A 25,387-nucleotide genomic window follows, 5' to 3' on the forward strand; every position below is an offset into this window, starting at 1 on the left:
CCACCTCCGCGAACTTCCTTGCCCGTTTTGGCTGGAATTTCCCGACCGATTCTGATAGCAAGGTGCTATGGACCCGCATTTGCGCGATCTGCGGTATTTCGTCGCCGTCGCTGAGGAACTGCATTTCACCAACGCCGCCCAGCGGTTGCACATCGCTCAGCCGACGTTGTCGCGTCAGATCCGCCAGCTCGAACGCCAGCTCGACGTGGTCCTGTTCGACCGCAACCAGCGCAGCGTCGCCCTCACCGTCGCGGGCAAGGAACTGCTCGAAGGCGCCCGCAAGATCCTGGAATTGTGGGAGGTCACCAACGTCTCCCTGCAGGAAGCGGGCGAAGTTCTGCGCGTCGGTATCCAGTCCGCGCTCGGCCGCGGCCTGCTCAACGACCTGGAGAGCGCCAGCGGCCACCGCTTGGCCCTGCACGCCGCCTCCTGGAACGACCCGTCCAGCGGGCTGGCCGGTCGTCAGGCCGACCTGGCCCTGGTGTGGCTGCCGCTGCCCGACCCCAACCGCTACCGCTGGCAGGTGCTGCGCACCGAGCCGCGCTGGGTGCTGCTGCCGGAGAACCACCCGCTCGCCGAGCAGGACACCATCGAGTTCGCCGACCTGCTCAACGAACCGTTCGTCGCCCTGCCCACCGAAGCCGGTGCGGTGCGCGACTTCTGGCTCGGCAACGACGCCCGTGGCGGCCGCGCGGCCAAGATCGGCGCCGAGGCGGCCACCCCCGAGGACAAGCTCGAGGCCGTGAGCCTGGGCCTGGGCGTGTGCCTGCTCGCCGAGAACAACGTGCCCATGTACCGCTGGCCCGGCCTGACCGCGCGCCCGGTCGCCGGTCTCACCCCGTGCGAGCTCGCGGTGGCCTGGCGGGCCGACGACACCCGCCCGACCATCCTGGAATTCGCGGGTCGCGCCGTGGACGGCGGCTTCTCCGAGCCCGCCCCGCAGCCGCAGCCGATCGCGGTCTAGTTCGACAGTTCCAGTTGGGCGGCGAGGCCGAGCAAGGTGGCCTCGCTGCCCGGCGGACCGGCCAGCTGCGCGGCCAGCGGGGTATGCGCCTCGGGATGCGTGCCCATCGGCACCGACGCGGCGGGCCAGCCCACCAGATTCCACAGTCCGGTGAAGGGCGCGTAGCGCAGACCTGCGAAAACGTTGGCGCCCCAGCCCCGTCGGCTCCAGCGCCGCGCCTTGGGCGGCTGCGCGGCCAGCGTCGGGGTGATCACCACGTCGAAGTTCTCGAAGAAGTCCAGCATGCGGGCCTCGGTCCGGTCGACCTGTCGCGGGCTCACCAGCCCGAGCCGGTGGATCAGCGTGCCCAGCGCCAGATGACGACGCGTGCGCCGCTGCAACGCGGCCGGATTCCGTAGCCGCCGCGCGTCGGCGAGTCCCACACTCGGCCAACGCAGCAGCATGCTCAGCGCCGCGTCGCCGTAGGGCAGCTCCACCGGTTCCACCAGGTGCCCGGCCGCCGCCGCGCGCGCACCCGCGGTACGCGCCGCCGCCGTCCAGTGTCGATCCATCCGGACCAGTCGCGACGGCGGAGCCACGGCCAGCCCGACGCGTAGTCGATGTGGGGCGCGCACCTCGGCCAGGTCCGAGCGACCCGCCAGCACCGACAGAGCCAGCGCCGCGTCCGACACCGTGGTCGCCAGAATCCCGTTCTCGGCCATGCCACCCCAGGAATCGGCGCCGATCGCGCTGGGCACGGTCTGCCGTCCCGGCTTGATCCCGAAGACCCCGCACGCGGCGGCGGGCACCCGGATCGAGCCGAGGCCGTCGGTGCCGTGCGCGATCGGGACCAGCCCGGCTGCCACCGCGGCGGCCGCGCCCCCGGACGAGCCGCCCGCCGTGCGGCCCACATCGCGCGGATTGCGGGTCACCCGGCCGTCCTCGTCGGTGCACGCCCACAGGCCCAGTTCGGGCATGGCCGTCAGCCCGACGACGATCGCGCCCGCCGCCCGCAACCGCGCCACCACCGGATGGTCGTCGTTCTCCGGCGCGACCGAGGTCGCCGCCGAGCCCGCCCTGGTCGCCTCCCCGGTGACCGCGATGTTGTGCTTGATCGCCACCGGCACCCCGGCCAGCGGCAACTCGTCGAGATCGTCGCGCGCGGCCAGCTGGGCGGCCTCCACCCGCGCCCGCTCGGCGCGCACCACGGTGAAGGCGTTGATCTTGCGGTTCTCCGACGCGATGCGGGCCAGCGCCTCGCTCACCACGTCGATGGGCGTGATGGCGCCCGCGCGCACGCGTGCGGCCACTGCCGCCGCGGGGCCGCCGATGGGGTATTCGTCGGCGGGTGGGTGGGACGACATCATCGTCACCTCAGCGTCCGTCACGCCGTCGTCGTCGACGGACTCCCATGCTACCGCTGTGAGGTCATCGTGCATCGGCGGATTCGCCCCCGTTCGCATGGACGTCGAAATTCGGGTGATCAGCTCTCGAGGCGCAAGTTATCATTTCGAGTACGGCTTCCGGGCCCATGGCGTTGGGTGTCGCACGAACCTTTAGGTCGGTTGATGAGCGATAACACCGCAAGCGGCGGACGACCCGACGAGAGTGCCGGTCGGTCCGCCGAGCTGCGCACCGACATGGTCGAGGCGTTCGCCGCGGCGTGGGGCCAGGCCGGTGACCGGCCGCCCGAGATCGCCGAGTTCCTGCCCGACGCGCGCACCCTGCGCAGGCACGCCCTGCACGAGCTGATCCGGGTCGACCTGCGGCATCGCTGGCTGCACCACGCCAGCGCCGAGGTCGACCGCAAGCGGCTGGCGCAGTACTGCGCGGAATTCCCCGAGCTCGACGCGGCCACGCTGCCCGCCGGGCTGGTCTTCGAGGAGTTCGTGATCCGCAGGCACAGCGGCGAGCGGGTCGACCCGCGCGAATGCCTGCGCGAATACCCGCACCAGGCCTTCAGCCTGCGGGCCCTGCTCAACAACGACGACCTCGACCAGAGCACGCACCGCAGCGAGCCGACGGTGAACCATCCGCCCGACCCCACCCGTACTACCGAGATGACCAGTCCGCAGCTCGACCTCACCGCGACGGCGACCGCGGCGGCCACCGCCGCCGACTCGGTCGCCGCCGACCTCGAGCCGCTGGACCGCATCGAGGTCGGCGAGCGCATCGGCGATTTCGAGCTGCTCACCGGGCTCGGTTCCGGCGCGTTCGCGCGGGTCTTCCTGGCGCGGCAGCGTTCCATGCAGCGGCTGGTCGCGGTGAAGATCTCCGCCGATCGCGGCACCGAACCACAGACGCTGGCCCAGCTCGACCACGACTACATCGTGCGCGTGTTCGACCAGCAACTCCTCGACACCGCCGCCGCGCCCGCGGGCTCGCGCCGCCTGCGGCTGCTCTACATGCAGTTCCTGCCCGGCGGCACCCTGCTCGGCCTGCTGCGCTGGGTGCGCGCCACCCCGCCCGCCGAACGCAGCGGCAAACTCCTGCTCGACGCGGTGGACACCGCCATGGAGGAGAAGGGCGAGATCCGGCCCACCGATTCCAGCGTGCGCGACGAGCTGGCCGCGCTGAGCTGGCCGGAGACCGTGGCCTGGCTGGGCCGCAGGCTGGCCGAGGCACTCGATTACGCCGCCACCCACGGCGTGCTGCACCGCGATGTGAAACCGGCCAATGTGCTGCTCACCGCGGAGGGCGTGCCCAAGCTGGCCGACTTCAACATCAGCTTCAGCCGCACCGTGGCCGGGACCAGTCCGGTGTCGTATTTCGGTGGGTCGCTGTCGTACATGTCGCCCGAGCAGCTCGAGGCGTGTCATCCGGGGCTGGGCCGTTCCGCCGCCGACCTGGACACCCGCTCCGACATCTACTCCCTCGGCGTGGTGCTGTGGGAGCTGCTGACCGGCGCGAAGCCGTTCGACGACAGCACCGCCGAGGAGGGCCACGGCGACGAGACCACCCTCGAGGCGATGCTGGAACGACGCACCGGCGGCGTCGACCCCAGCGCCCAGGATCGCGTGCCCCCCGACTGTCCCGCCGCGCTGCGCCGCGTGCTGCTCACCTGCCTGGAACCCGATCGCGCGCGACGCTGGTCCGATGGCGCGGTGCTGGCCAAGCAGTTCGATCTGTGCCTGGACGAGCGCGCCCGCGACCTGGTCGACCCGCCGCCCAACAGCTGGCGGCTGTGGTTGCGCAAGTGGCCGCTGCTGGTGCTGGTCCTGGCGATCGGCGTCCCCAACGCCCTGGCCTCCTGGTACAACATCCAGCACAACGAGACGCTGGTGGTGAGCAGGCTCGGCGAATCCGCCCAGCAGACCTTCATCCTCATCACCGCCGGGGTGAACCTGATCTTCTTCCCGGCGGGCGCGGCCCTGCTGATCTACCTGTCCCGCTTCGTCCTCTGGGTACCCGGCGGCCTGCGCAAGGGCCGCCGCTACGACTCCGACACGCTGCGCCGCGCCAGACACGACACGCTGCGCTTCGGCGACCGCGCGGTGATCGTGGCCTTCTCGCTCTGGGCGCTGGCCGGATTCACCTTCCCGATCGCCCTGCAACTGGCCTCCGGCGACGTCCCCGGCCGCGCCGTGGTGCACTTCCTGGCCTCGCTGCTGGTCTGCGGCGCGATCGCGGTGGCCTACCCGTTCTTCCTGGTGACCTACTACCTGGTCCGCTGCCTCTACCCGGTGTTCCTCCGCCACGGCGAGATCAGCGCCGACGACGGCAAATGGCTGCGCGACCTACGCCGCCGCTGCACCTGGTACCTCGCCGTCGCCGCCTCGGTCCCGCTGCTGGCCGTCGCGGGCCTGACCTTCCTGCCCCCGGCCGACATCCCCTCGGTGATCCTCGCCGTCCGCGTCCTGTGCGTCGGCGGCATCATCGCCTTCGTCGGCTCCTACGTACTGTTCAGGGCCCTCGAGGCCGACCTACAAGCCCTCGAGCGCGTGGTCAGCTGAACGAAAGCCGCCATGACCGCCTTCCCGCCCCCGCACCCGCGACCCCGAGGAGCGGCGGCGCGCAGCGCCGGTCGCGGCCGGGTCGCGACTCGAGCGCGCCAGCGCTCCAGAATTACGAGTAGACGGCGGGGTTCAGGGTGCCGATGTAGGGCAGGTCGCGGTAGCGCTCGGCGTAGTCGAGGCCGTAGCCGACGACGAATTCGTTGGGGATGTCGAAGCCCACGTGGGCGACGTCGACGGGGGTGCGCAGGGCGTCGGGCTTGCGCAGGAGGGTGACCACTTCCAGCGAGGCCGGGTTGCGGGTGGCCAGGTTGCGCTTGAGCCAGGACAGGGTGAGACCGGAGTCGATGATGTCCTCGACGATCAGCACGTTGCGGCCCGCGATGTCCTTGTCCAGGTCCTTCATGATGCGCACGACGCCCGAGGACGAGGTGGACGACCCGTAGGACGACACGGCCATGAACTCCAGCTGGGTGGGGATCGGCAGCGCCCTGGCGAAGTCGGTCATGAAGAAGATCGCGCCCTTGAGCACGCAGATCAGCAGCAGGTCGCCCTCGGGGCTGTCGGGCGGGTACCGCTTCGCGACGAGTTCGGCCAGTTCCTCGATCTTGGCCTTGATCTCGTCTTCGGTGATCAGCACCGAGGCGATGTCGTCTCCGTACACGGAAGTGGGTGTCCCTTCGTGATGTCGATCCCGACCGGGCCGGTTCATTATGTGTCATCGAGACGCGGCTGTGCGCGCACCGCCAGCGTGCCATGCTCACGCCCCACGACCAACCGGTGGGCCCGGCTTCCCCCGCCCACGGCCACGCCGCCCTGCCCGCGCCAGTCGCTCACCAGCTCGTCGATCGCCTGTAAATGCGCGTTCATGAGCCCCCCGATCCCCTGCTCGGTCAGCCACGCCCGCACCGCCCGCCGCCGCAGGGCCGCGGGCGCAGTGGTCAGGATCTCGATGGACAGTCGCGGGCGATCGGTGTCGTCGAGGCCACTTCCCCCCGACGCGGCCCCGGGGACGCCAGTGGCAGACAGAGGCGCGACCGCGTCGGGGGGTGGGATGGTCGCCGAGCGGCGCAGGTCCTCGGCGAGAGTGTCCAGAACCGTGCCGTCCTCACGCAACTGCCCGGCGGTGCGCGCCAGCGCCTGCGCGACTCCGCCGCCGAGCACCTCCTCGAGCAGCGGCAGCACCTCGCTCCGCACCCGGACGCGGGTATAGCCGGGATCGGTGTTGTGCGGGTCGTCCCACGGTTCGATCCCCAGATCCGCGCACATACGCACCGTCTGTGCCCGTCGCACCCCGAGCAACGGCCGCCCCCACGGCGCGTTCCACGCCGCCATCCCCTGAATGGAGCGCCCGCCGGACCCGCGCCCCAACCCGAGCAGCACCGTCTCGGCCTGGTCGTCGAGGGTGTGCCCGAGCAGCACCGGCCGCCCGTCACGCGCGTCCTCCAGCGCGGCATACCGAGCCGCCCGCGCCGCCGCCTCCACACCCCCGTCCCGGCCGACCTCGACCGGCACGACGACCGCGTCCACGCACCCCAGTGCGAGCGCCTGCTCAGCCGCCCGCCGAGCCACCTCCCCCGACCCCTCCTGCAATCCGTGATCGACAACCACCGCCGTCACCGCGCCCGCCTCGACCACAGCCGCCGCGACCAACGCCAGCGAATCCGCCCCACCCGACAACCCGACGACCACCGGCGCCCGCCCACCCCGAGCCGCGACCCACTCCCGCACGCCCCGCCGCACCGCCAACACCGCCGCGGTCTCCGGCAACCGCACCCAGGCCGAATCACCTACCGGACTCATGCCAGCAGGCTACCGAGCCGCCACGTCACACCGACCTGGACCATCGGTCACCACGCTCTGGTGACGCACCCGATACTCACCTGAGAACGTGGTGATGACCCGCCCGACACGATTCAGGCGAGGACGCGGGTGACCCAGCGGTCGGGCTCGTCGATCTCGTCGAGGAGCGGGAGGGTGTCGGCGTTCGTCCAGATCGTGTTGAACTCCGCGACGCCCACGCGCTCGACCACCGCGTCCACGAACTTCTTGCCGCGCACGTACTGCGCCACCTTCGCGTCGACACCGAGCAGCGCGCGCATGATCCGCTGGATCGGGTTGGACGGCTTCTTGCGGCGCCGGTCGAAAGCGGCACGAATCTGCGCGACGGTGGGCACCACGGCGGGCCCGACGGCGTCCATGACGTGGTCGGCGTGGCCTTCGAGCAGGGTGCCGAGCATGAGCAGCCGGTCGAGCGCCTCGCGCTGCGGCGGTGCCTGGGCGGCGCGCAGCAGGCCGACGATGCCGCGACTGTTGGGATCGTCGGCCGCGTCGGCGGCGCGGCGGGCGCGCACCTCGCCGAGCAGCCGGGTGAGCATCTCGCTCATCGGCTCCTCACCGACCTCGCTGAGGATGTCGACATTGGTGCGCATGTAGTCCGCGAGCCAGGGCGCCGAGGAGAACTGCACGCGATGGGTCACCTCGTGCAGGCAGACCCACAGCCGGAAGTCCGACGGGTCCACCCCGAGCGCCCGCTCCACGCCGACGATGTTCGGCGCCACCAGCAGCAGGGTGCCGTCGTCACCGGTGAACGGGTCGTACTGTCCGAGAATCGCCGTCGACAGGAAGGCCAGCATGGTCCCGGCCTGCACCCCGGCCGGTTTGCCGACGAAACGCCCGGTCAGCGAGGTGGATTCGGTGCCGGTGAGCACCGCCATGGAATCGGCGGCCGCGGCGATCCAGCCGGGCCGGTCCACGATTCTGGCCTCGGGCACCGGCCGGTCGTCGAGCAATCCGCTGACCTCGCGCACCGGCCCCTCGGCCCGCACCGACGCGGCCGCCAACTCGGTGACGGCCTGTTCGGCCGCGTCCCGGGAGATCCGTGGCCCGGCGGGCGCGAGCGCCCCACCGGTGCGCGCGGCCAGCCGCCAGTCCACCGCTCCGCTGAAGGCCGACGGCTTGCCGGTCTTGTCCTCGCTCATCGCCACCCGCTCTCTCAGGAGCAACCGCAGTTGCGCAGGGCGCCCGCCACCGCGTCGAGGGCGGGCCTGCTCACCTCCGGCAGCCTGTCGTTGGACATCAGCGCGAACGTGAGCACCCGTCCGTCGCGGTCGAGCACATACCCCACCAACGCGCTCGCGACACTCAGAGTTCCGGTCTTGGCCCGCACCCAGCCCGCGCCCTGCCGGTTCTGGGTGACGAAGCGCGGCGCCAGCGTGCCGGTGCCGCCCGCCACCGGCAGGTCGTCGAGAAGGGGTGCGAGAGCCGCTGCGCGCGGGTCGGTTTCGGGCCTGGCCTGGGTGCCCGCCGGGACCACGGCGGCGTCGCCGGTGGGCTGGGCGGCGGTCGCGATGATGGAGTCGAGCAGCCGCGGCGGCACCCGGTCGTCCACGGAAAGGCCGCTGTTGTCGGCCAGATGCAGTCCGCTGACGTCGAATCCGGAGGTGCTCAGCACGGCGGTGGTCGCGGCGACGGCACCGGCGAAGGACGCCTCCTGCCCGGTCGCCATGGCCAACTCGCGCCCGATCGCCTCGGCCAGCACATTGTCGGAGTGGATCATCATGTCGTGCAGCCGGACTCGCAGCGGCGCCGATTCCACCCTGGCGATCTCGGCACCGCGCTGCGCGGCCTGCCCGACCCGCACCGCGGCCGGATCGACCCCGAGTTCGGCGGCCAGCGCCCGACCCGCGTCGAGCGCCGGGGTGGCGCTGCGCGGGGAGTAGTCGGCCGACGGATCGAAGCGCCCACCGTCGAGCATGATCGGCTCGATCGGCGCGATGGAACCCTCGGGAATGTCGATCGGGTCCCAGCCGGAGGCCATGGTCGGCCCCGCATAGACGGAGTTGTCCACGACGATGGAACTCACCTTGGTCCCGGCCGCCTTGACCTTGGCGGCCAGATCGGCGATGCGGGCCCCGTCGGTGTAATAGCCGCCGTCGGCGCGGGTGGTCAGGGTCGGGTCGCCGCCCGCCACCAACACCAGCTCGCCGGGCGCCCCGGTGACGGCCTTCGTCGCCAGCCGCTGCTCGTCGGGCAGGGTCAGCAGCGCGGCCGCGACCAGCATGGTCTTGGCCGTCGAGGACGGGATCATCGCTTTGGTCGGGTCCTGGCTCCACAGCACCGTGCCGCTGGCCGCGTCGGTCACCTGACCGGCGAACGAGCCGAGATCGGGGCTGCCGACCACCGGCGCGAGCGCGGCGGCCAGCCCGGCCGGGGTGGGCGCTGGCGCGTTCGACCTGGCCGGTGTCACCTGCGCGGGCGACGGTTCGTCGCGCGGCGCCTCGGCCACTGTCAAGCCCCCATGGCGGAACTCCGGCGTCCACGGCTTGGCGATCGCGGCGAAGCCACCGGCGATCACCAGCACCGCGACGACCACCGCCGACAGCCAGATCCACAGGGACCGTCTGCCACCGGGTTTCTCCTGTTCGGGGCGGCGCTGCAGCACCACGGTCGGTGCCTCGCTGCCGTAGGGCGGCTGTCCCCCTCCGCGCTGATCCATCAGGCCACCCGGCCGACCGGAATCTCGAACCTCGACATCAACGCCTCACCGATCCTCGACTGTCTCGCCCGACGCGCGTCGACTGCGCGCGCTGAGCCGCCTGCCGCACCGGTGTTCCAGCACACCACACTATCCTCGTTGCGCAACGGTTCCCCAGAACGATCTGGCGATTCGGCTACAGAAGCACTCGAACGAGCAAGGAGATGGCGTGGAGTTCGACGTCACCATCGAGATCCCCAAGGGTTCTCGGAACAAGTACGAGGTCGATCACGAGACCGGCCGGGTCAAGCTCGACCGGTACCTGTACACCTCCATGGGCTACCCGGCCGACTACGGCTTCATCGAGAACACCCTCGGTGAGGACGGCGATCCGCTGGACGCGCTGGTGCTGCTGCCCGAGTCGGTGTTCCCCGGCGTGATCGTCGAGGCCCGCCCGATCGGCGTGTACCGGATGACCGACGAGGCCGGTGGCGACGACAAGGTGCTGTGCGTGCCCGCGGGCGACCCGCGCTGGGATCACGTGCAGGAGCTCGGCGACGTCTCGGAGTTCGAGCTGTCGGCGATCAAGCACTTCTTCGAGCGCTACAAGGATCTCGAGCCCGGCAAGTTCGTGCAGGGTTCGGAGTGGCTCGACCGCGCCGAGGCCGAGAAGGTCATCGACGAGTCCTTCACCCGCCTGAAGGAATCCGGCCACTGAGCCGCTAGCCACACGAAACGGGAGGCCCGACCGACGTCGGACCTCCCGTTTTTCGTAGTCCTAGACGATAGCCGCCTCGGGCTTGGGTTCACCCGCCGCCTGGATGCCGCCCTGCATCCGCAGCGGGACCTCCTTCCAGAACAGCACCAGCAGCAGCGCCAGCGCCGCGACCGCCGCGGCCACCAGGAACACCGTCGACATCGACTCGGCGAAGCCCACCTGGAACGGCTCGGCCAGCTTCGGGTCCAGCTGCTGGATGATCGAGCTGTCCTCGAGCACGTGCCCGGCCGCCGAGGTGTCGTGCGCGAGCAGGCCCTTGGCCAGCGCGGCGTCGGCGGGGTTGTCGCTGTGCGCGCCCGCGACCACGGCCTGCTGGTAGGCCGGATCGTTGGCCGCCTGCTGCATCTCGGTGGTGATGTTGGGGGTGAGCAGCGAGAACAGGATCGACAGGAACACCGCCGCGCCCAGGGTGCCGCCGATCTGACGGAAGAACGTCGCCGAGGCGGTCGAGACGCCCATGTCCTTGGGCGGCAGCGCGTTCTGCAGGGCCAGGGTGAGCGGCTGCATCAGGTTGCCCAGGCCGAAGCCGGTGAAGGCCATGAAGATCATCGCCAACCACAGCGGGCTGGCGGCGTCGAGCAGGTGCAGCAGGAACAGCCCCATGGTGAGCATGACCGCGCCGATCACCGGGAAGGCCCGGTAGCGGCCGGTCTTGGAGATCAGCCGACCCGAGACGATCGAGCCGATCATCAGCCCGAGCACCAACGGCAGCATCTGCAGGCCCGCCTCGGTCGGCCCGGCGCCCCGCACCACCTGCAGGTACTGCGGCAGCAGCAGCATCCCGCCGAACATGGCCGCGCCGACCACGAACGAGATCACCACGCCGAGGGCGAAGGTGGTGTTGGCGAAGATCCGCAGCGGGATCAGCGCCGCGTCACCCATGAGCTTCTCCACCGCGACGAACCCGACCAGGCCGAGCACGCCGATCACGTAGCAGATCACCGACGCGGTACTGCCCCAGCCCCATTCGCGGCCCTGCTCGGCCACGATCAGCAGCGGCACCAGCCCGATCGCCAGCACCAGCGCGCCGCCGAAGTCGATGCGGTGGGTGGCGTGCGGCTTGCGCGGCAGGTGCAGCACGCGGGTCACCACGACCAGCGCCAGCAGGCCCAGCGGCACGTTGACCAGGAACACCCAGCGCCAGCCAGTGATGCCCAGGATGCTGTCCTGACCGGCCAGCAGGCCGCCCAGCACCGGCCCGAGCACACTCGAGATCCCGAACACCGCCAGGAAATAGCCCTGGTAGCGGGCGCGTTCGCGGGGGCTGATGATGTCACCCATGATGGCCAGCGCCAGCGACATCAGACCACCCGCGCCCAGGCCCTGGAACGCGCGGAACGCGGCCAGCTGGTACATCGAGGTGGCCAGCGTGCACAGCAGCGAGCCGATGATGAACAGCCCGATCGCGGTGAGGAAGAACGGCTTGCGGCCGAACATGTCCGAGAGCTTGCCGTAGAGCGGGGTGCTGATCGTGGCGGTGATCAGGTAGGCCGTGGTCGCCCAGGCCTGCATCGAGTAGCCGTGCAGGTCGTCGGCGATGGTGCGGATCGAGGTCGACACGATCGTCTGGTCCAGCGAGGCCAGCAGCATGCCGAGCATGAGCCCGGACAGGATGGTCAGGATCTGGCGGTGGGTGAAACCGGCGGGTGAGTCCACCGGGGGTGCCGTCGTGGTCACGAATTGTTCTCCGTACAGGTCGCGCTCGGCTCCGTCGGGCGGGCGAGCAGGGTGAGGCGGGCGCGGTCGTAGTCCGCGACGAAGCGGGTCAGCAGCGCGGCGAAGCTCGCGCGGTCCTCGGTCGACCACTCCTCGGTGACGATGGCGACGCTCTCCTGGCGGCGCGCCCGGATCCGGCCGGCCACCTCGCGCCCCTTGGTGGTGACTTCCAGCACAGTCGCGCGGCCGTCGTCGGGATCGGCGGTCCGGATGACCAGCCCCCGATCGACCAGCTGGGCGACCTGCCTGCTCACCGTCGACGCGTCCGAGTGCACGGCCTCGGCCAGCGCACCCGAGCGCATCGGCCCGTCACAGACCAGCCGGAACAGCACCACGAACCCCGCCGGGTCGATCCCCGAACGGTCCTTGACCTGCGCCAGCGCGCGATCGCGCAACCGGTGCAGCCGCACGAGCTGGGTGGCGATCACGTCGATCGCCGGTTCGCTCTGACTCACTACCTCACCTTTTACTTGCATCAATCAATTAGTTGTGTGATGCAAGTATGTAGACAGAACGGTCACCGGGGCAACCGTTTGAACTGCCTTTACTCGCCCTTGAACTCGGGGGCGCGCTTCTGGAACACCGCCGTGATGGCCTCGGTGAGGTCCTTCGACGGCAGGAACGCCGCGTTCCAGGTCGACACGTAGCGCAGGCCCTCGGCCACCGCCGGGCTGGTCCGCTGCTCGAGCACGTCCTTGATGCCCTGCACCACCAGCGGCGGGTTCTCGGCGATCTCGCGCGCCATCGCGTGCGCGGCCGCGACCACCGCGTCCTGATCGGCGAACACCTCGTTCACCAGGCCGATGCGCTCGGCGCGCGCGGCGTCGATGTCCTTGGCCGTGTAGGCCAGCTCACGCAGGTTGCCCTCGCCGATGATGCCCGGCAGCCGCTGCAGCGAACCGATGTCGGCCACGATCGCGACCTTGGCCTCACGCAGGCTGAACTTGGCGTCTTCGCTGGCCAGGCGGATATCGGCGGCCGCGATCAGATCCAGGCCACCGCCGATGCACCAGCCCGAGACCGCCGCGATCACCGGCTTGACGCACTCGGCCACGGCCGTCACCGAGGCCTGCATACTCCGGATGACCTTGAGGAATTCGGTGCGCGGCGCGGCCTTGGCGTCGTCGGCCAGCACCGGCGCGAGCATGCCGCCCATGGCCGCCAGGTCCAGGCCGAAGGAGAAGTGCTTGCCCGCCCCCGTGAGCACCACGGCCCGCACCTGCGGGTCGGCGTCGAGCGCGCGGAAGATCTCCGGCAGCTCGCGCCAGAAATCCGGTCCCATCGCATTGCCCTTGCCCGGCCCGATCAGGGTGACCTGCGCGACATGGTCGGTGGTCTCGACGGTGAAGGCTTGCCATTCAGTCATGTGTCGAGTCTATTGGCGCTGGGCCAAGTTCCCCCGCGCCCCCTGCCCGAACCCCAAAATCCCGCTCCCCCGGCATATTTCCCGCAATCGCCTTACTCTGGACGTATGCGCAGGTCGTCTCTTCCGGCGGTCGCATGCCGCGTCGCCGACACGCTCATCGCCCGCGGGCACCACGGCGTCATCGTGTCCCCCGAGACGCCGACCCCCACCGCGGCCGACGCCGCCCGCGCCCTCGGCGCCGACCCCACCGCCATCACCACCTGCCAGGTCTTCCTCCTGGACGACGACCCAGTCCTGCTCCTGGTAGCAGGACACCACCAGGTCGACCTGAAACGCACCGGCAAACGCCTAGACGGCACACTCACCCCCGCCCCCGCCGCCCTGGTAGAACGCATCACCGGCCAACCCATAGACGGCACCGCCCCCGTAGGCCACCCCACCAACCTCCCCACCTGGGTAGACACCGCCCTGGCCGCCCACCAGGAAATCTGGGCCGCAGGCGGCCACCCGAACACAGTGTTCCGCACCAACTTCCGAGAACTCGTCCGCATCACCGCAGGCCTCCCCTTAGACCTCGACTGAACACCGCACCCGACCGCATTCCCAGCCCCGCACATCCCGACCCTGAGGAGGAATCCGCCGCGCAGCGGCCGGGTCGCCCCTAGGGGCCGCGACTTGAGCGCGCCAACAAACCCAGCCCCGCACCCGCGACCCCGAGGAGCGGCGGCGCGCAGCGCCGGTCGCGGCCGGGTCGCCGGTCAGGCGCCGTTGCGTAGGCGACGAAGGAGCAAGCAACGGCGCCTGACCGGCGGCCCCCAGGGGCCGCGACCTCGAGCGCGCCAGCGCTCCAACAAACACAGTACGGTGGTCGTGTGCGACCGAATCCAGGTGAACTGGTGATTCCCGACGATCTGAGCGGGATCACCGCCGACCAGTACCGGGCGTCGATGCGCCACTATCCGGCCGGGGTCACCGTGGTGACCCTGGGTGCCGAGCACGGCCCCGTCGGCTTCACCGCCACCTCGTTCGCGTCCCTGTCGCTGGCACCCCCGCTGGTCTCGTTCAACATCGCGCACACCTCCTCGAGCATCGCCGCCCTGCGTGAGGCGGGTTCGGTGGTCATCCATTTCCTGGGCGAACACCAGCACCACCTGGCCCACCGCTTCTCCCGCACCGCCGCCGACCGCTTCACCGACCGCTCCCTGTGGACCGCCCTCGACACCGGCGAGCCCGTCCTCCACGGCACCCCCATCTGGCTGCGCGCCACCCTCCACCAACTCATCGACATCGGCGACCACACCATCGCCATCGCCTTGGTCACCCGAGTCCACGACGAAACCGACGAGTCCCCCTCCGCCGCCCCCCTCCTCTATTACAACGGCAAATACCACCGCCCCACCGCCCTCGACACCTGAGCGGAACGAGCACCGATGGACGAATTCCGCGTCACCGCCGTCTTCCCCGTCAGCTATCAACCCAATCCCCACGTCATCGGTCACCTCACCGGCGACTTCGAGTCCGGCGCCACTGTCGAACTCCGCCGGAGCGGCCAGACCATCACCCACGGAACCCTCGAACACGTCGGCTTCCACCGCTCCCCCACCGGTGAGTACTCATTCACCTTCTGCGACAGGATCTCCGCCGACGTCCAACCAGGTGACGTGATCCGCCGGAACGACTTGACCGATTACCTCGTCGCCACCCACGGCGGTGCGGCCATCATCGAATCCGCAGCGGACGCCCGTAACGGACGAACACTTCCCGGAGCGCTGATCGACCCCGATCCGGCTGCCCGCTGAGACGGCCCAGGACACAGCCCTACGGCCGAACCGGAAATGCCCGACCGCAGATGTCGCCTGATCTACTACGTCACCGATCCCGAGATCGTCGTTGTCGCGAACGACGCGTCCGCCTATTCGCAGGCCACGCCGTCGCCGTCACCGTCTAGGCCGGAGCGGTAGCCGGGGTCGCCTCGGTGGAGTGGGGCGGCGCCCGCGGCTTTCGCGGCCTTGCAGTTCTTGCAGTAGACGCTGGAGGCCGACGGCGCCTCGGGTTCCGGGACGAGGGCGGCGGGTGGGGCTGGTAGGTCGACGGTGGTCGGGGTGACAGGGGCCGGGACGACGACCGGCGGCGGGGGTGCGGTGGTCGTCGGTGCGATGGGGATCACCGGGGTGTCGAGGGTGGTGGTCGGTACCGCGGTCGCGATCGCGGTGGCGGTGGTGGTCGGCGTCGCGGTGGTGGTCGGTGGTGCGGTCGTCGTCGACGATGCCCGGGTGGTGGTCGAGGTGTCGACGACGCGGGTGGTCGTGGGCGAGGCCTTCGTTTCCGCGCCGTCGTCGGCGAGTCCACCGATCGCGGCCAGACCCACGACACCGGCGACTCCGATCCCCGCGATCAACGGCCACCGGCGCTTCTTGTCCTGTGGCCTGGGCGGACGGGCCCACGGATCGGGCGGCTGGGTCGGTCGTGTCACTGTGTCCCCTAACGAATCCGAGCGTTGTTTCGGGGCTCATCGCGACCTGCCGGAATGCCGTTACCCACCGAATCGGCTCGTCAAACATTCTCGACCACATCGACTGGCCGCTGCTGGAAGCTCAGGCCACGGCCGGGCCAGCGACGACCCGACCGTAGCGATCCCGACTCAGCCGATCAGGCAAGGGGCGGCGCCTGCGGGGGAATCGGGGGTGAGGGGCCGGGTTTCGGGGGTGGGGTTCCAGAGGCCGTCGGTGGCGGCATAGTCCCAGGTGGGGCCCTCGGTGACCAGGCTGGCGACGGCGGTGATCAGCCGATCGACATCGGCGGGGGTGGTGCCGAGGCCGATGCTGGCGCGCAGGGCGGCGTCGAGGCCGAGGCGAGCCAGCAGAGGATGAGCGCAGAAGCGGCCGTCACGCACACCGATGGCGTGTTCGGCGGAGAGGTAGGCCGCGACCTGACCGGGGGCGTATCCCGCGACGGTGAACGCGACGATCCCGACGGAATCCGCACTGTCGGACCAGATGCCGACCAGCGAAACACCGGGGATCGCACGCAACCCGTCGCGCAGTCGATCGGCCAGGAAACGTTCGTGCGCGACGAGTTCGGTCGGGTCGATGGCGGCCAACGCATCACAGGCGGCGGCGATGGCGGCCGCGCCCAACACATTCGGCGATCCGGCCTCGTGCCGCTGCGGCGCGGCGGCCCACTCCACCTCGTCCACACCCACCGACCGCACCGCGCCACCACCGGCCAGATACGGCTCGCCCGCGTCCAGCCAGTCGCGGCGCCCGACCAGCACCCCGGCGCCGAAGGGCGCGTAGAGCTTGTGTCCGGAGAAGGCCAGGTAGTCGACGCCGCTCTCGCGCAACGAGATCCGGCGATGCGGCGCGAGCTGGGCCGCGTCGACGAGGATGCGCGCGCCGCACAGGTGCGCGATGGTGGCCAGCCGTTCCAGCGGCAGCACCTCGCCGGTGACATTCGAGGCCCCGGTGATCGCCAGCAGCGCGGCGGGCTTGCTGCACAGTTCCGCGACGACCCGCCGGATCGTCTCCTCGACGGTGTCGGCGGCCTGGACCACCCGGCGTCCGTGCGCGGTCCACGGCAGGAAGTTGGCGTGGTGTTCGATGTCGAGCACCACGGTCTCGCCGGGCACGCACCCGGCCAGCAGGTTCAGCGAATCGGTGGTGTTGCGGGTGAACACCACCACCTGGTCGTCGTCGGCGTCGAGGAACCGGGCGACAGCACCGCGCGACGCCTCGTAGCACTCGGTGGAGATCCGCGAGGCGTAGCCCGCGCCGCGGTGCACGCTGGCGTAGTACGGCAGCAGCTGCGAAATCCGGTCGGTGACCTGCCGCAACGCCGGGGCGCTCGCCGCGTAGTCGAAGTTGGCGTAGGTGCTGGTTCCGCCCTGCACGAGCGGCACCTGGAGATCGGCACCGGACACGGCGGCCAGGGCACAGGTGGGGTCGATTACTGCGGTCATCACGAAATCCCGTCGGCTCAGGGACTCGTTCCCGAGGGGGATGCTCCGAGTCCGCGCTTGCCGCGCCCACTGCGGACGGCGGCCAGGTCGTCACCCGGAGCACCCCACCGCGGAGGAGGGTTGCCGACCAGCTAGCCGGGGCTTGTCGCTGGTACTCGTGACCTGCAACGAGAGTGACAGACGACCGCTGGAGCTGTCAACCACCGAATTCCGCCGCTCGACGAACCACCACCCGACCGGGCGCGCCACCGCGACACACGATTGCCCCCGAATTGCCCCGACGCCGACCATCGCACGACTCCACGATGGAACAGCCAAATGATTGAGTTTCCCCACTATTTGTTAGAGTGGCCGCCATGTCCTCGAACTCGAACGCCGTCCGCGGCCTGCCGCGCTATCCGGTGTACGCGCTCGCTCGACTCACCAAGGCCCTGCAGGCCGGGATCGATCTCCCGCTGCGTGACCACTGGGTGCTCACCTTCATCGCCGAGAACGCCGACCTGACGCAGAAGAAGGTCGGGGAGGCGCTGGGGATCGATCGCAGCGAAGTGGTCCGCCTGGTCGACGCGCTGGAGGGCGCTGGCCTGGTGGAGCGCACCCGCGACGGCACCGACCGCCGCAAGTACCGGCTGCGCATCACCGACGCGGGCCGCAAACGCTGTAAGCGCACCGACAAGCTGATCGCCGAGGCCACCGCCCGCGTGCTGGCCCGGCTCGACGCCGACGAGCAGGCCACCCTGCACCGGCTCGTCGTGACAGCCCTCGGCGACGAGGCGGATCCGTCCACGTGAGCACCGGCGCGGCACCGGCCGCGCACCGGTCCGGCACACCGTCCGGCGAGTACCGTTGGCATCTGGTGACCATCCCGTTTGCCCTCCGGTAACCCGACCGTGAAACAACAGACACCGATGGGGGTCAACCGATGAGAGGTGGACGCGGCGCGATGCTCGAGCCACACACCGAATTCGGAGCAGAACTGCTCCGCGACCCGCTGCTGCGCGCCGATCTCGCGGCCGCGCCGCGCACCCTGGTCGACATCCTGACCAGCACCGCGCTCGCCCACCCCGACGCGCCCGCGATCGACGACGGCACCGTCGTGCTGAGCTACCTGGAACTGGTCGCCGCCGTGGAGGCCAGGATGGCCGAACTCACCGCGGCGGGCGTGCGTCCGGGCGACCGGGTCGGCGTACGGATGCCCTCCGGCTCGGCCGCGCTCTACGTCACCATCCTGGCGGTGCTCTACTGCGGCGCCGCCTACGTCCCCGTCGACGCCGACGACCCCGAGGAACGCGCGAAGCTGGTCTTCGGCGAGGCCCGCGTCAGCGCGATCGCCACCGGTGACGGCCTCGAGTCGGCCACCACCGCCACCGGCGACGCGCACTGGGACACCCTGCCCTCCCCCGCCGACGACGCCTGGATCATCTTCACCTCCGGCTCCACCGGCACCCCGAAGGGTGTCGCGGTGACCCACCGCAATGCCGCCGCCTTCGTCGACGCCGAGGCGCGACTGTTCTTGCCGCGCAAGCCGATCGGCCCCGGCGACCGTGTGCTGGCCGGGCTGTCGGTGGCCTTCGACGCCTCCTGCGAGGAGATGTGGCTGGCCTGGCGCCACGGCGCCTGCCTGGTCCCCGCGCCGCGCGATCTCGTCCGCACCGGCGCCGACCTGGGCCCGTGGCTCATGCGCCGCGCGATCACCATCGTCTCCACGGTCCCCACCCTGGCCGCCACCTGGCCCGCCGAGGCGCTGGAATCGGTGCGGCTGTTGATCTTCGGCGGCGAGGCGGTGCCGCCGGAGCTGGCCGAACGGCTCGCGGGCGCCGAGCGCGAGGTGTGGAACACCTACGGCCCCACCGAGGCCACCGTCGTGGCGTGCGCCGCCCAGCTCGACGGCACCATGCCCGTGCGCATCGGCCTGCCGCTGGACGGCTGGGACCTCGCGGTGGTCGACCCGCAGGGAAACCCCGTCCCCGAGGGCGAGACGGGAGAACTTGTCATCGGCGGCGTCGGCCTGGCCCGCTACCTCGATCCGGCCAAGGACGCCGAGAAATACGCGCCCATGCCCTCGCTCGGCTGGGAACGCGCCTATCGCAGTGGCGATCTGGTGCGCAACGACCACGAGGGCCTGATCTTCCTCGGCCGCGCCGACGATCAGATCAAGATCGGCGGCCGCCGCATCGAACTCGGCGAACTCGACAACGCGCTGCAACATCTGCCCGGCGTGAGCGGCGCGGCCGCCGCCATCCGAACCACCAAGGCGGGCAACAAGATCCTCGTCGGCTACCTCACCGGCGCCGCCCCCGGCTACGACCTGAAGAAGGCCAGAGAGATTCTGGCCGAACAACTCCCGGCCCCGCTGGTCCCGCGCCTGGCGCTCGTCGCCGACCTGCCGACCCGCACCTCCGGCAAGGTCGACCGCGACGCCCTGCCCTGGCCGCTGCCCAGCTCGGAGGACGCCGCCGAGCACGGCCTGCACGGCACCGCCGCCTGGGTGGCCGGGCTGTGGGACGCCATCCTCGGCGCCGAGGTCACCGGTCCTGACACCGATTTCTTCGATGTCGGCGGCGGCTCGCTCTCGGCGGCGCAGCTGGTCGGCGCGCTGCGCGAACGGTATCCGCACGTCACCGTGGCCGACCTCTACGACCACCCGCGCCTGGGCTCGCTGGTCGCACTGCTCGACGGCAGTGCCCCGGTCGACGCCGTCGAAGAACGCGTCGTCACCCCGACCCCGTTGCGCGCCCAGATCACCCAGGTCCTGGCCACCATCCCGCTGACCACCCTGACCGGCCTGCAATGGGTCACCTGGCTCACCGTCGTGTCCGCCATCGCGGGCTGGTCGGGCTCGCTGCCGTGGCTGCCGCGCCTGTCGTGGTGGTGGATCGCGCTGGCGTTCGTGCTGTTCATCTCCCCGCTGGGCCGGATGACGCTGTGTGTCGCCGGTGCCCGCGTGCTGCTCGCGGGCCTGCGCCCCGGCACCTACCCGCGCGGCTCGTGGGTGCACCTGCGGCTGTGGGCGGCGGTGCGGCTGTCCGAGGCCAGTGGCGCCGAAAGCCTGTCCGGCGCACCGCTGATGGTCCCGTTCGCCCGCGCGCTGGGCGCCAAGATCGGCAAGGGCGTCGACCTGCACACCCTGCCCCCGGTCACCGGCATGCTCGAACTCGGTGACGGTGCCAGCGTGGAACCCGAGGTCGACCTGTCGGGCTACTGGGTCGACGGCGATCAGGTGCACATCGGTGGCATCACCATCGGCGAGGGCGCGGTGATCGGCGCCCGCTCGATCCTGTTGCCGGGTAGCAAGATCGGCAAGAAGGCCGAGATCGCGCCCGGCTCGGCCGTCTCGGGCAAGGTGAAGGCCGAGCAGGAATGGGCGGGCTCGCCCGCCGCGAAGACCGGCAAGGCACCGCGCCGCTGGCCCGATCACGCGCCCGAGCGCGCCCGGCACTGGCTGCTGGTGTTCGGGGTGTCCTCGATGGTGCTGGCCGCCATGCCCGTGTTCGGGCTCGCCGTCGGCGGCACCTTCATCGCCTGGTGGGTCCGCGAGGAGACCACCATCGGCGCCGCCGCCCTGCGCGGTTTCGCCATCCTGCCGGTCGCCACGCTGCTCAGTCTGTTCGTCTACGCCGCCGCCACCGTGCTCGCCGTGCGCCTGCTCGGCATCGGCCTGCGCGAGGGCTACCACCCCGTGCGCAGCCGCACCGGCTGGCAGGTCTGGGCCACCGAACGCCTGCTCGACTCGGCCCGCACCTTCCTGTTCCCGCTCTACGCCAGCCTGCTCACCCCGCTGTGGTTGCGCCTGCTGGGCGCGCGGATCGGCAAGAACGTCGAGGCGTCGACGGTGCTGCTGCTGCCCAAGTTCACCGTGGTCGCCGACGGCGCCTTCCTGGCCGACGACACCATGATCGCCTCCTACGAACTCGGCGGCGGCTGGCTGCGCATCGGCGAGGCCAAGGTCGGCAAGCGCGCCTTCCTCGGCAACTCCGGCATGACCGCGCCCGGTCGCCGGGTGCCCAAGAACGGCCTGGTCGCGGTGCTCTCGGCGGCGCCGAGCAAGGCCAAGGCGGGCTCGTCGTGGCTGGGCAGTCCGCCGGTGCGGCTGCGCCGGGCGGCCGAGTCCAGCGACACCTCGCGCACCTTCGATCCGCCGCTGCGGCTCAAGCTGGCCCGCGCCGTCGTGGAGACCTGCCGCCTGATCCCGGTGATGGTCACCTTCGCGATCGGGCTCGGCGTGCTGTTCGTCCTCGCGCTCATCGCCCAGCACTCCGACTACCTCGTCGCCGCGCTGGCTTCCGGCCTGGTGCTGATGGCGGCGGGCGCGCTGGCCGGTGCGCTGGCGGTGGCCGCGAAGTGGTTGCTGGTCGGGCGGATTCGCGCGGTGGAGCATCCGCTGTGGAGCTCGTTCGTCTGGCGCAACGAGGTCTCCGACGCCTTCGTGGAGACCGTCGCGGCGCCCTGGTTCGCGCGCGCCGCGACGGGTACTCCCGTGATGAATCTGTGGCTGCGCGGACTCGGCGCCAGGATCGGGCGCGGGGTATGGTGCGAGTCCTATTGGCTACCGGAGGCGGACCTGGTGACACTCGGTGACGGCGCGACGGTGGAACGCGGCTGCGTGGTGCAGACCCACCTGTTCCACGACCGGATCATGTCCATGGACACCGTGACCCTCGACGCCGGAGCCACCCTCGGCCCGCACTGCGTCGCCCTGCCCGCCGCCCACATCGGCGCGGGCGCCACCATCGGTCCCGCGTCGCTGGTCATGCGCGGCGATGTCGTCCCGCCCTCGACGCGCTGGTGGGGCAACCCCATCGCGCCGTGGACCGGCCCCGTCTCGACCGTGGAGTCGAGGCAGCGCGGAGCCGCCTGATGCGGAGCAAGTTCTACGAGGACCCGATCGACCCCTACCTGCCGCAGAACGGCAACCGCGGCTACCGGGTCTCGCGCTACGAGCTGGACCTGAGCTACCGGCCCGCCAGCAACCGGCTGGCCGGGCGGGCGGTGGTCATCGCGGTCACCACGGCCGTGCGCACCTGGTTCACGCTGGACCTGTCGCAGGCGTTGACGGTGTCGAAAGTGCTGGTCAACGGGTCGAAGGCGGCCAAGTTCGCGCATCAGCAGGGCAAGCTGGCCGTCACCCCGCAGCAGAAGATCCCCGCGGGCGGGGTCCTGGAGATCACCGTGCACTACGCGGGCACGCCCAAGCCGGTGCGCGGGCCGTGGGGCGAGGTCGGCTGGGAGGAGCTCACCGAGGGCGCGCTGGTGGCCAGCCAGCCCAACGGCGCCGCCTCCTGGTTCCCCTGCGACGATCACCCCAGTTCCAAAGCGTCCTACCGGCTCTCGATCACCACCGACAGCCCGTTCCTCGCGCTGGCCAACGGCACCCTGATCAGCAAGCAGGCCAAGGCCAGCCAGACCACCTGGGTCTACGAGATGGCCGAGCCGATGGCGAGTTACCTGGCCACCGTCCAGATCGGCAACTACCGCAAGTACCGCGTCGGCACGCCCGGCGAACCGGTGCCGATGCAGGCCGTGGTCCCGCCCCGGCTGCGCGCGAACTTCGAGCACGATTTCGCGCGGCAGCCCGAGATGATGGCGCTGTTCACCGAGCGGTTCGGACCGTATCCGTTCGACAACTACACCGTGGTCGTCACCGAGGACGAGCTCGACATCCCGATCGAGGCGCAGGGCATCTCCATCTTCGGCGCCAATCACTGTGACGGCAGGCGCGGTTCGGAGCGTCTGGTCGCCCACGAACTGGCCCACCAGTGGTTCGGCAACAGCCTCACGCTGAAGCGCTGGAGCGACATCTGGCTGCACGAGGGCTTCGCCTGTTACGCGGAATGGATCTGGTCGGAGGCCGCGGGCGGGCCCAGCGCCGACCAGCTGGCCAGGGCCGCGCGCGCCAATCTGGCCCGTCAGCCCCAGGACATCGTCGTCGGCGATCCGGGCCCCAAGGACATGTTCGACGACCGCGTCTACAAACGCGGCGCCCTCACCCTGCACGCCCTGCGCCTGGAACTACGCGACCACCTGTTCTTCCAACTGATCCGGGAGTGGACCGCGCGCTACCGCCACGCCACGGTCACCACCGAGGAATTCGTCGACCTGGCAGGTCATTACAGCGTGGCGCCGCTGCGGTCGCTGTTCGCGCTGTGGCTGGGTACCAAGCCGCTCCCGCAGCTACCGCCGCTGGGCGGGCAGGCGCATCAGAACACCAGATAGCGCTGGGCCAGCTCCTCGACCAGCGGATCGTCGGAGGGCACCATCTCCAGGGCCTCGAGATCGTCGGACACCGAGATGCTGCGGGAATCGTCGCGCTCGGGGTCGGGGCCGTCCTCGGCGAGCTGACGCAGCAACTTCTGCCGGACTCGATCCTTCAGTGAATCGCGCATACCTCCACAGTGCCTGGCCTCCGGCGCGGTTTCCAGTATCAGACGGGAGCCAGCCAGGTTCCCCACGGCGTGTTGCGCAACACGGAGTAGACCGCGAGCAGGCCGAAGAACGTCCACACCGTCACCGCGCTCAGGCCCGGTAGCCGCCAGCGCAGCCCGCGCCGGGCCCGGTTCAGCCAGTCGAGGACGAACACCGCGAACGCCACCACCAGCGCCACCGCCAGCAGATTGCTCTGCAACGCGTCGACGATCCGGCCGTCTGTCAGATTGTGGATCGAGCGCATACCGCCGCAGCCAGGGCAATACACCCCGGTCAGCGCGTAGACCGGGCACAGACCATAGGACCCCTCGACATGCGGGTCGCGCACGTGCAGCAATACCAGCGTGCCCACCCCGACTCCCGCGGCGATCAGCGGCGGAGCCAGCCGTCGCCACAGCGGGCGCGCGGTGTCAAGCTCCTGACCGGCGCCGGAAAAACCTGCGGTGACGTGCGAGATGTCCACCCTCAACACGGTAGCGGCGCCTGTTGCCCACCGCCAGCGTGACAATTTCCGCCACGCCGTAACTTTCCGGTGTTTTCGTGCGATTTCACAGTGTCTTCGCCCGCCGTGACCCAGTCGACAACAAATGGGACACTGTGACCCGCTAACACTAGCTAGCGCGCGTGCTTGCACTGTACGGTGGCCTACGACACAAAGGAGTGCCGACATGCTTGCGAAGTCGATGAAGACGCTCGCGGCAGCGCGAAACCTGGTCTCGCACGTAGAGACCGGCGCCCTGACCGCCCAGTACCGTGCCGCGCTGCGGAACCGCAGTTTCGCGACGGCGAGGCTCAACGCCCCCACCGTCGCCCCCGAGGTGGTTCCGGTCACCACCGCCGACGGCGCGAACCTGCGGGTACACGTCTACGGCCCCGATACCGCCCCCACCCTGGTCCTCATCCACGGCTGGGCGTGCAGCATCGAGTACTGGAACCCGCAGATCAGCGCCTTCGCCGGGGAATACCGCGTGGTCAGCTACGACCAGCGCGGCCACGGCGAGTCGACTCTCGGCACCGTCGCCCCCAGCGAGCACACCCTCGCCGACGACCTCGCCAGCGTCCTCGACGCCACCCTGCGTCCGGACGAGAAGGCCGTGCTCGTCGGTCACAGCATGGGCGGTCTCACCATCCAGGCGTGGGCCAAGCACCACCCCGAGCAGGTCGCCGAGCGCGCGTCGGCGGTGCTGCTGGCCAATACCGCCAATGCCGACATCCGCTGGGAAACCGACATGCTGCCGGTGCTGAACAAGCAGCTCACCTTCGGTGAGTACCCGGTCACCGTGCTCGGCGCGCCCGTGCGGATGCCGCAGCCGATCAGCGAGTCGCTGCTGTTCGCGCCGCTGCCGATCCCCGGCGGCTGGCTCACCGAGCAGGTGTTCCGCTACCGCATCATCACCCCCGAGGCCACCGCCGACGAGGTCGACTTCGCGATCGGCATCATCCGTTCCTGTCGCCCGATCGCGCGCGGCCGCCACGCCGCCGCCATGGCCGACATGAACCTGTCCGAGGGCACCGCCAACCTCACCGTGCCCACCACGGTGATCGCCGGAGCCCAGGACCGTCTGCTCCCCCAGCGCCTCTCGCGCCCGCTCATCGACACCCTGCGCCGCACCGGCCATCTCGCGGGCTTCCACATCCTTCCGCACGGACACCTCGGCAATATCGAAGACACCGAAGCCTTCGACGCCGTCCTGCGCCAGATCCTGCTCTCCGCCACCAACTCTCGGGCCACCCGCCGCAACGTCGCCGCCCGCTGACCCGAGTCAGGTCTCC

22 protein-coding genes and 1 riboswitch are annotated in these 25,387 nt (G+C 70.6%); of the genes, 10 read left to right on the forward strand and 12 right to left on the reverse strand.

What is annotated here, in order from left to right:
- Nucleotides 1–67 precede the first annotated feature (67 nt).
- Nucleotides 68–964: a LysR family transcriptional regulator gene (locus QC180_RS00630; protein WP_278260566.1), complete on the forward strand. Its 897-nt coding sequence runs from the start codon at nucleotides 68–70 to the stop codon at nucleotides 962–964.
- On the opposite strand, the gene QC180_RS00635 is transcribed toward QC180_RS00630, so the two are convergent.
- A complete protein-coding gene (locus tag QC180_RS00635) occupies nucleotides 961–2,307 on the reverse strand; it encodes an amidase (RefSeq protein WP_278261162.1) in 1,347 nt (448 codons plus the stop codon). The genes QC180_RS00630 and QC180_RS00635 overlap by 4 nt on opposite strands.
- A gap of 276 nt (nucleotides 2,308–2,583) precedes the next feature.
- Here QC180_RS00635 and QC180_RS00640 point away from each other — a divergent pair, with 276 nt between their 5' ends.
- The gene (locus tag QC180_RS00640) at nucleotides 2,584–4,896 is read left to right on the forward strand and encodes a serine/threonine-protein kinase (RefSeq protein WP_278261163.1); all 2,313 of its coding nucleotides are present in this window, start codon (nucleotides 2,584–2,586) and stop codon (nucleotides 4,894–4,896) included.
- Nucleotides 4,897–5,008: 112 nt separating this feature from the next.
- Here the strand turns inward: QC180_RS00640 and hpt are convergent, their stop codons facing one another.
- The 4 genes from hpt to QC180_RS00660 form a co-directional block, all read right to left on the reverse strand.
- A complete protein-coding gene (gene hpt / locus QC180_RS00645) occupies nucleotides 5,009–5,560 on the reverse strand; it encodes a hypoxanthine phosphoribosyltransferase (protein WP_278260567.1) in 552 nt (183 codons plus the stop codon).
- A 47-nt stretch (nucleotides 5,561–5,607) separates the two neighbouring features.
- Complete coding sequence (gene tilS / locus QC180_RS00650; RefSeq protein ID WP_278260568.1) at nucleotides 5,608–6,699, reverse strand: tRNA lysidine(34) synthetase TilS; 1,092 nt, start codon at nucleotides 6,697–6,699, stop codon at nucleotides 5,608–5,610.
- Between the two features lie 113 nt (nucleotides 6,700–6,812).
- Nucleotides 6,813–7,877 (reverse strand): zinc-dependent metalloprotease, encoded by a 1,065-nt coding sequence (locus QC180_RS00655; protein WP_278260569.1) that lies wholly within the window; start codon nucleotides 7,875–7,877, stop codon nucleotides 6,813–6,815.
- Nucleotides 7,878–7,891: 14 nt separating this feature from the next.
- Nucleotides 7,892–9,394 (reverse strand): D-alanyl-D-alanine carboxypeptidase/D-alanyl-D-alanine-endopeptidase, encoded by a 1,503-nt coding sequence (locus tag QC180_RS00660; RefSeq protein WP_278260570.1) that lies wholly within the window; start codon nucleotides 9,392–9,394, stop codon nucleotides 7,892–7,894.
- A 208-nt stretch (nucleotides 9,395–9,602) separates the two neighbouring features.
- Here QC180_RS00660 and QC180_RS00665 point away from each other — a divergent pair, with 208 nt between their 5' ends.
- Nucleotides 9,603–10,091, forward strand: a complete 489-nt coding sequence (locus QC180_RS00665; protein ID WP_278260571.1) for an inorganic diphosphatase — start codon at nucleotides 9,603–9,605, stop codon at nucleotides 10,089–10,091.
- A gap of 60 nt (nucleotides 10,092–10,151) precedes the next feature.
- On the opposite strand, the gene QC180_RS00670 is transcribed toward QC180_RS00665, so the two are convergent.
- The 3 genes from QC180_RS00670 to QC180_RS00680 form a co-directional block, all read right to left on the reverse strand.
- Nucleotides 10,152–11,828 (reverse strand): MDR family MFS transporter, encoded by a 1,677-nt coding sequence (locus QC180_RS00670; protein ID WP_278260572.1) that lies wholly within the window; start codon nucleotides 11,826–11,828, stop codon nucleotides 10,152–10,154.
- A complete protein-coding gene (locus QC180_RS00675; RefSeq protein ID WP_278260573.1) occupies nucleotides 11,825–12,322 on the reverse strand; it encodes a MarR family winged helix-turn-helix transcriptional regulator in 498 nt (165 codons plus the stop codon). The genes QC180_RS00670 and QC180_RS00675 overlap by 4 nt, the downstream gene beginning before the upstream one ends.
- A gap of 89 nt (nucleotides 12,323–12,411) precedes the next feature.
- On the reverse strand, nucleotides 12,412–13,233 hold the full coding sequence (locus QC180_RS00680; RefSeq protein WP_278260574.1) for a crotonase/enoyl-CoA hydratase family protein: 822 nt from the start codon (nucleotides 13,231–13,233) through the stop codon (nucleotides 12,412–12,414).
- Between the two features lie 105 nt (nucleotides 13,234–13,338).
- On the opposite strand from QC180_RS00680, the gene QC180_RS00685 reads away from it, so the two are divergent.
- From QC180_RS00685 to QC180_RS00695, 3 genes are all read left to right on the forward strand, one after another.
- Nucleotides 13,339–13,815 carry a YbaK/EbsC family protein gene (locus tag QC180_RS00685; protein ID WP_278260575.1) on the forward strand — a complete coding sequence of 159 codons (477 nt, stop codon included), beginning with the start codon at nucleotides 13,339–13,341 and terminating at the stop codon, nucleotides 13,813–13,815.
- Between the two features lie 365 nt (nucleotides 13,816–14,180).
- On the forward strand, nucleotides 14,181–14,648 hold the full coding sequence (locus QC180_RS00690; RefSeq protein WP_278261164.1) for a flavin reductase family protein: 468 nt from the start codon (nucleotides 14,181–14,183) through the stop codon (nucleotides 14,646–14,648).
- 15 nt (nucleotides 14,649–14,663) lie between these two features.
- Nucleotides 14,664–15,032, forward strand: coding sequence for a hypothetical protein (locus QC180_RS00695; protein ID WP_278260576.1), 369 nt, complete (start codon nucleotides 14,664–14,666; stop codon nucleotides 15,030–15,032).
- 113 nt (nucleotides 15,033–15,145) lie between these two features.
- Here QC180_RS00695 and QC180_RS00700 read toward each other — a convergent pair whose 3' ends face one another.
- On the reverse strand, nucleotides 15,146–15,706 hold the full coding sequence (locus tag QC180_RS00700; RefSeq protein ID WP_278260577.1) for an excalibur calcium-binding domain-containing protein: 561 nt from the start codon (nucleotides 15,704–15,706) through the stop codon (nucleotides 15,146–15,148).
- Nucleotides 15,707–15,874: 168 nt separating this feature from the next.
- Nucleotides 15,875–17,191 (reverse strand): aminotransferase class V-fold PLP-dependent enzyme, encoded by a 1,317-nt coding sequence (locus QC180_RS00705; protein WP_278260578.1) that lies wholly within the window; start codon nucleotides 17,189–17,191, stop codon nucleotides 15,875–15,877.
- Between the two features lie 48 nt (nucleotides 17,192–17,239).
- A riboswitch (SAM riboswitch) is annotated at nucleotides 17,240–17,354 on the reverse strand.
- Nucleotides 17,355–17,547: 193 nt separating this feature from the next.
- Here QC180_RS00705 and QC180_RS00710 point away from each other — a divergent pair.
- From QC180_RS00710 to QC180_RS00720, 3 genes are all read left to right on the forward strand, one after another.
- Nucleotides 17,548–17,982 (forward strand): MarR family winged helix-turn-helix transcriptional regulator, encoded by a 435-nt coding sequence (locus tag QC180_RS00710; protein WP_278260579.1) that lies wholly within the window; start codon nucleotides 17,548–17,550, stop codon nucleotides 17,980–17,982.
- Nucleotides 17,983–18,134: 152 nt separating this feature from the next.
- Nucleotides 18,135–22,049 carry a Pls/PosA family non-ribosomal peptide synthetase gene (locus QC180_RS00715; protein ID WP_278260580.1) on the forward strand — a complete coding sequence of 1,305 codons (3,915 nt, stop codon included), beginning with the start codon at nucleotides 18,135–18,137 and terminating at the stop codon, nucleotides 22,047–22,049.
- Nucleotides 22,049–23,404, forward strand: a complete 1,356-nt coding sequence (locus QC180_RS00720) for a M1 family metallopeptidase (protein WP_278260581.1) — start codon at nucleotides 22,049–22,051, stop codon at nucleotides 23,402–23,404. The genes QC180_RS00715 and QC180_RS00720 overlap by 1 nt, the downstream gene beginning before the upstream one ends.
- Here QC180_RS00720 and QC180_RS00725 read toward each other — a convergent pair.
- Both QC180_RS00725 and QC180_RS00730 read right to left on the reverse strand, forming a co-directional pair.
- Entirely contained in the window at nucleotides 23,389–23,574 is a 186-nt protein-coding gene (locus tag QC180_RS00725; RefSeq protein ID WP_278260582.1) for a hypothetical protein, read from the reverse strand. The two genes, QC180_RS00720 and QC180_RS00725, sit on opposite strands and share 16 nt — an antisense overlap.
- A 38-nt stretch (nucleotides 23,575–23,612) precedes the next feature.
- Complete coding sequence (locus QC180_RS00730) at nucleotides 23,613–24,077, reverse strand: DUF2752 domain-containing protein (protein ID WP_278260583.1); 465 nt, start codon at nucleotides 24,075–24,077, stop codon at nucleotides 23,613–23,615.
- 205 nt (nucleotides 24,078–24,282) lie between these two features.
- On the opposite strand from QC180_RS00730, the gene QC180_RS00735 reads away from it, so the two are divergent.
- A complete protein-coding gene (locus QC180_RS00735) occupies nucleotides 24,283–25,371 on the forward strand; it encodes an alpha/beta fold hydrolase (RefSeq protein WP_278260584.1) in 1,089 nt (362 codons plus the stop codon).
- The last annotated feature ends 16 nt before the right edge of the window (nucleotides 25,372–25,387 follow it).

The sequence above is a fragment of the Nocardia anocheti genome, assembly GCF_029675105.1.
In the GTDB taxonomy this organism is placed as follows: domain Bacteria; phylum Actinomycetota; class Actinomycetes; order Mycobacteriales; family Mycobacteriaceae; genus Nocardia.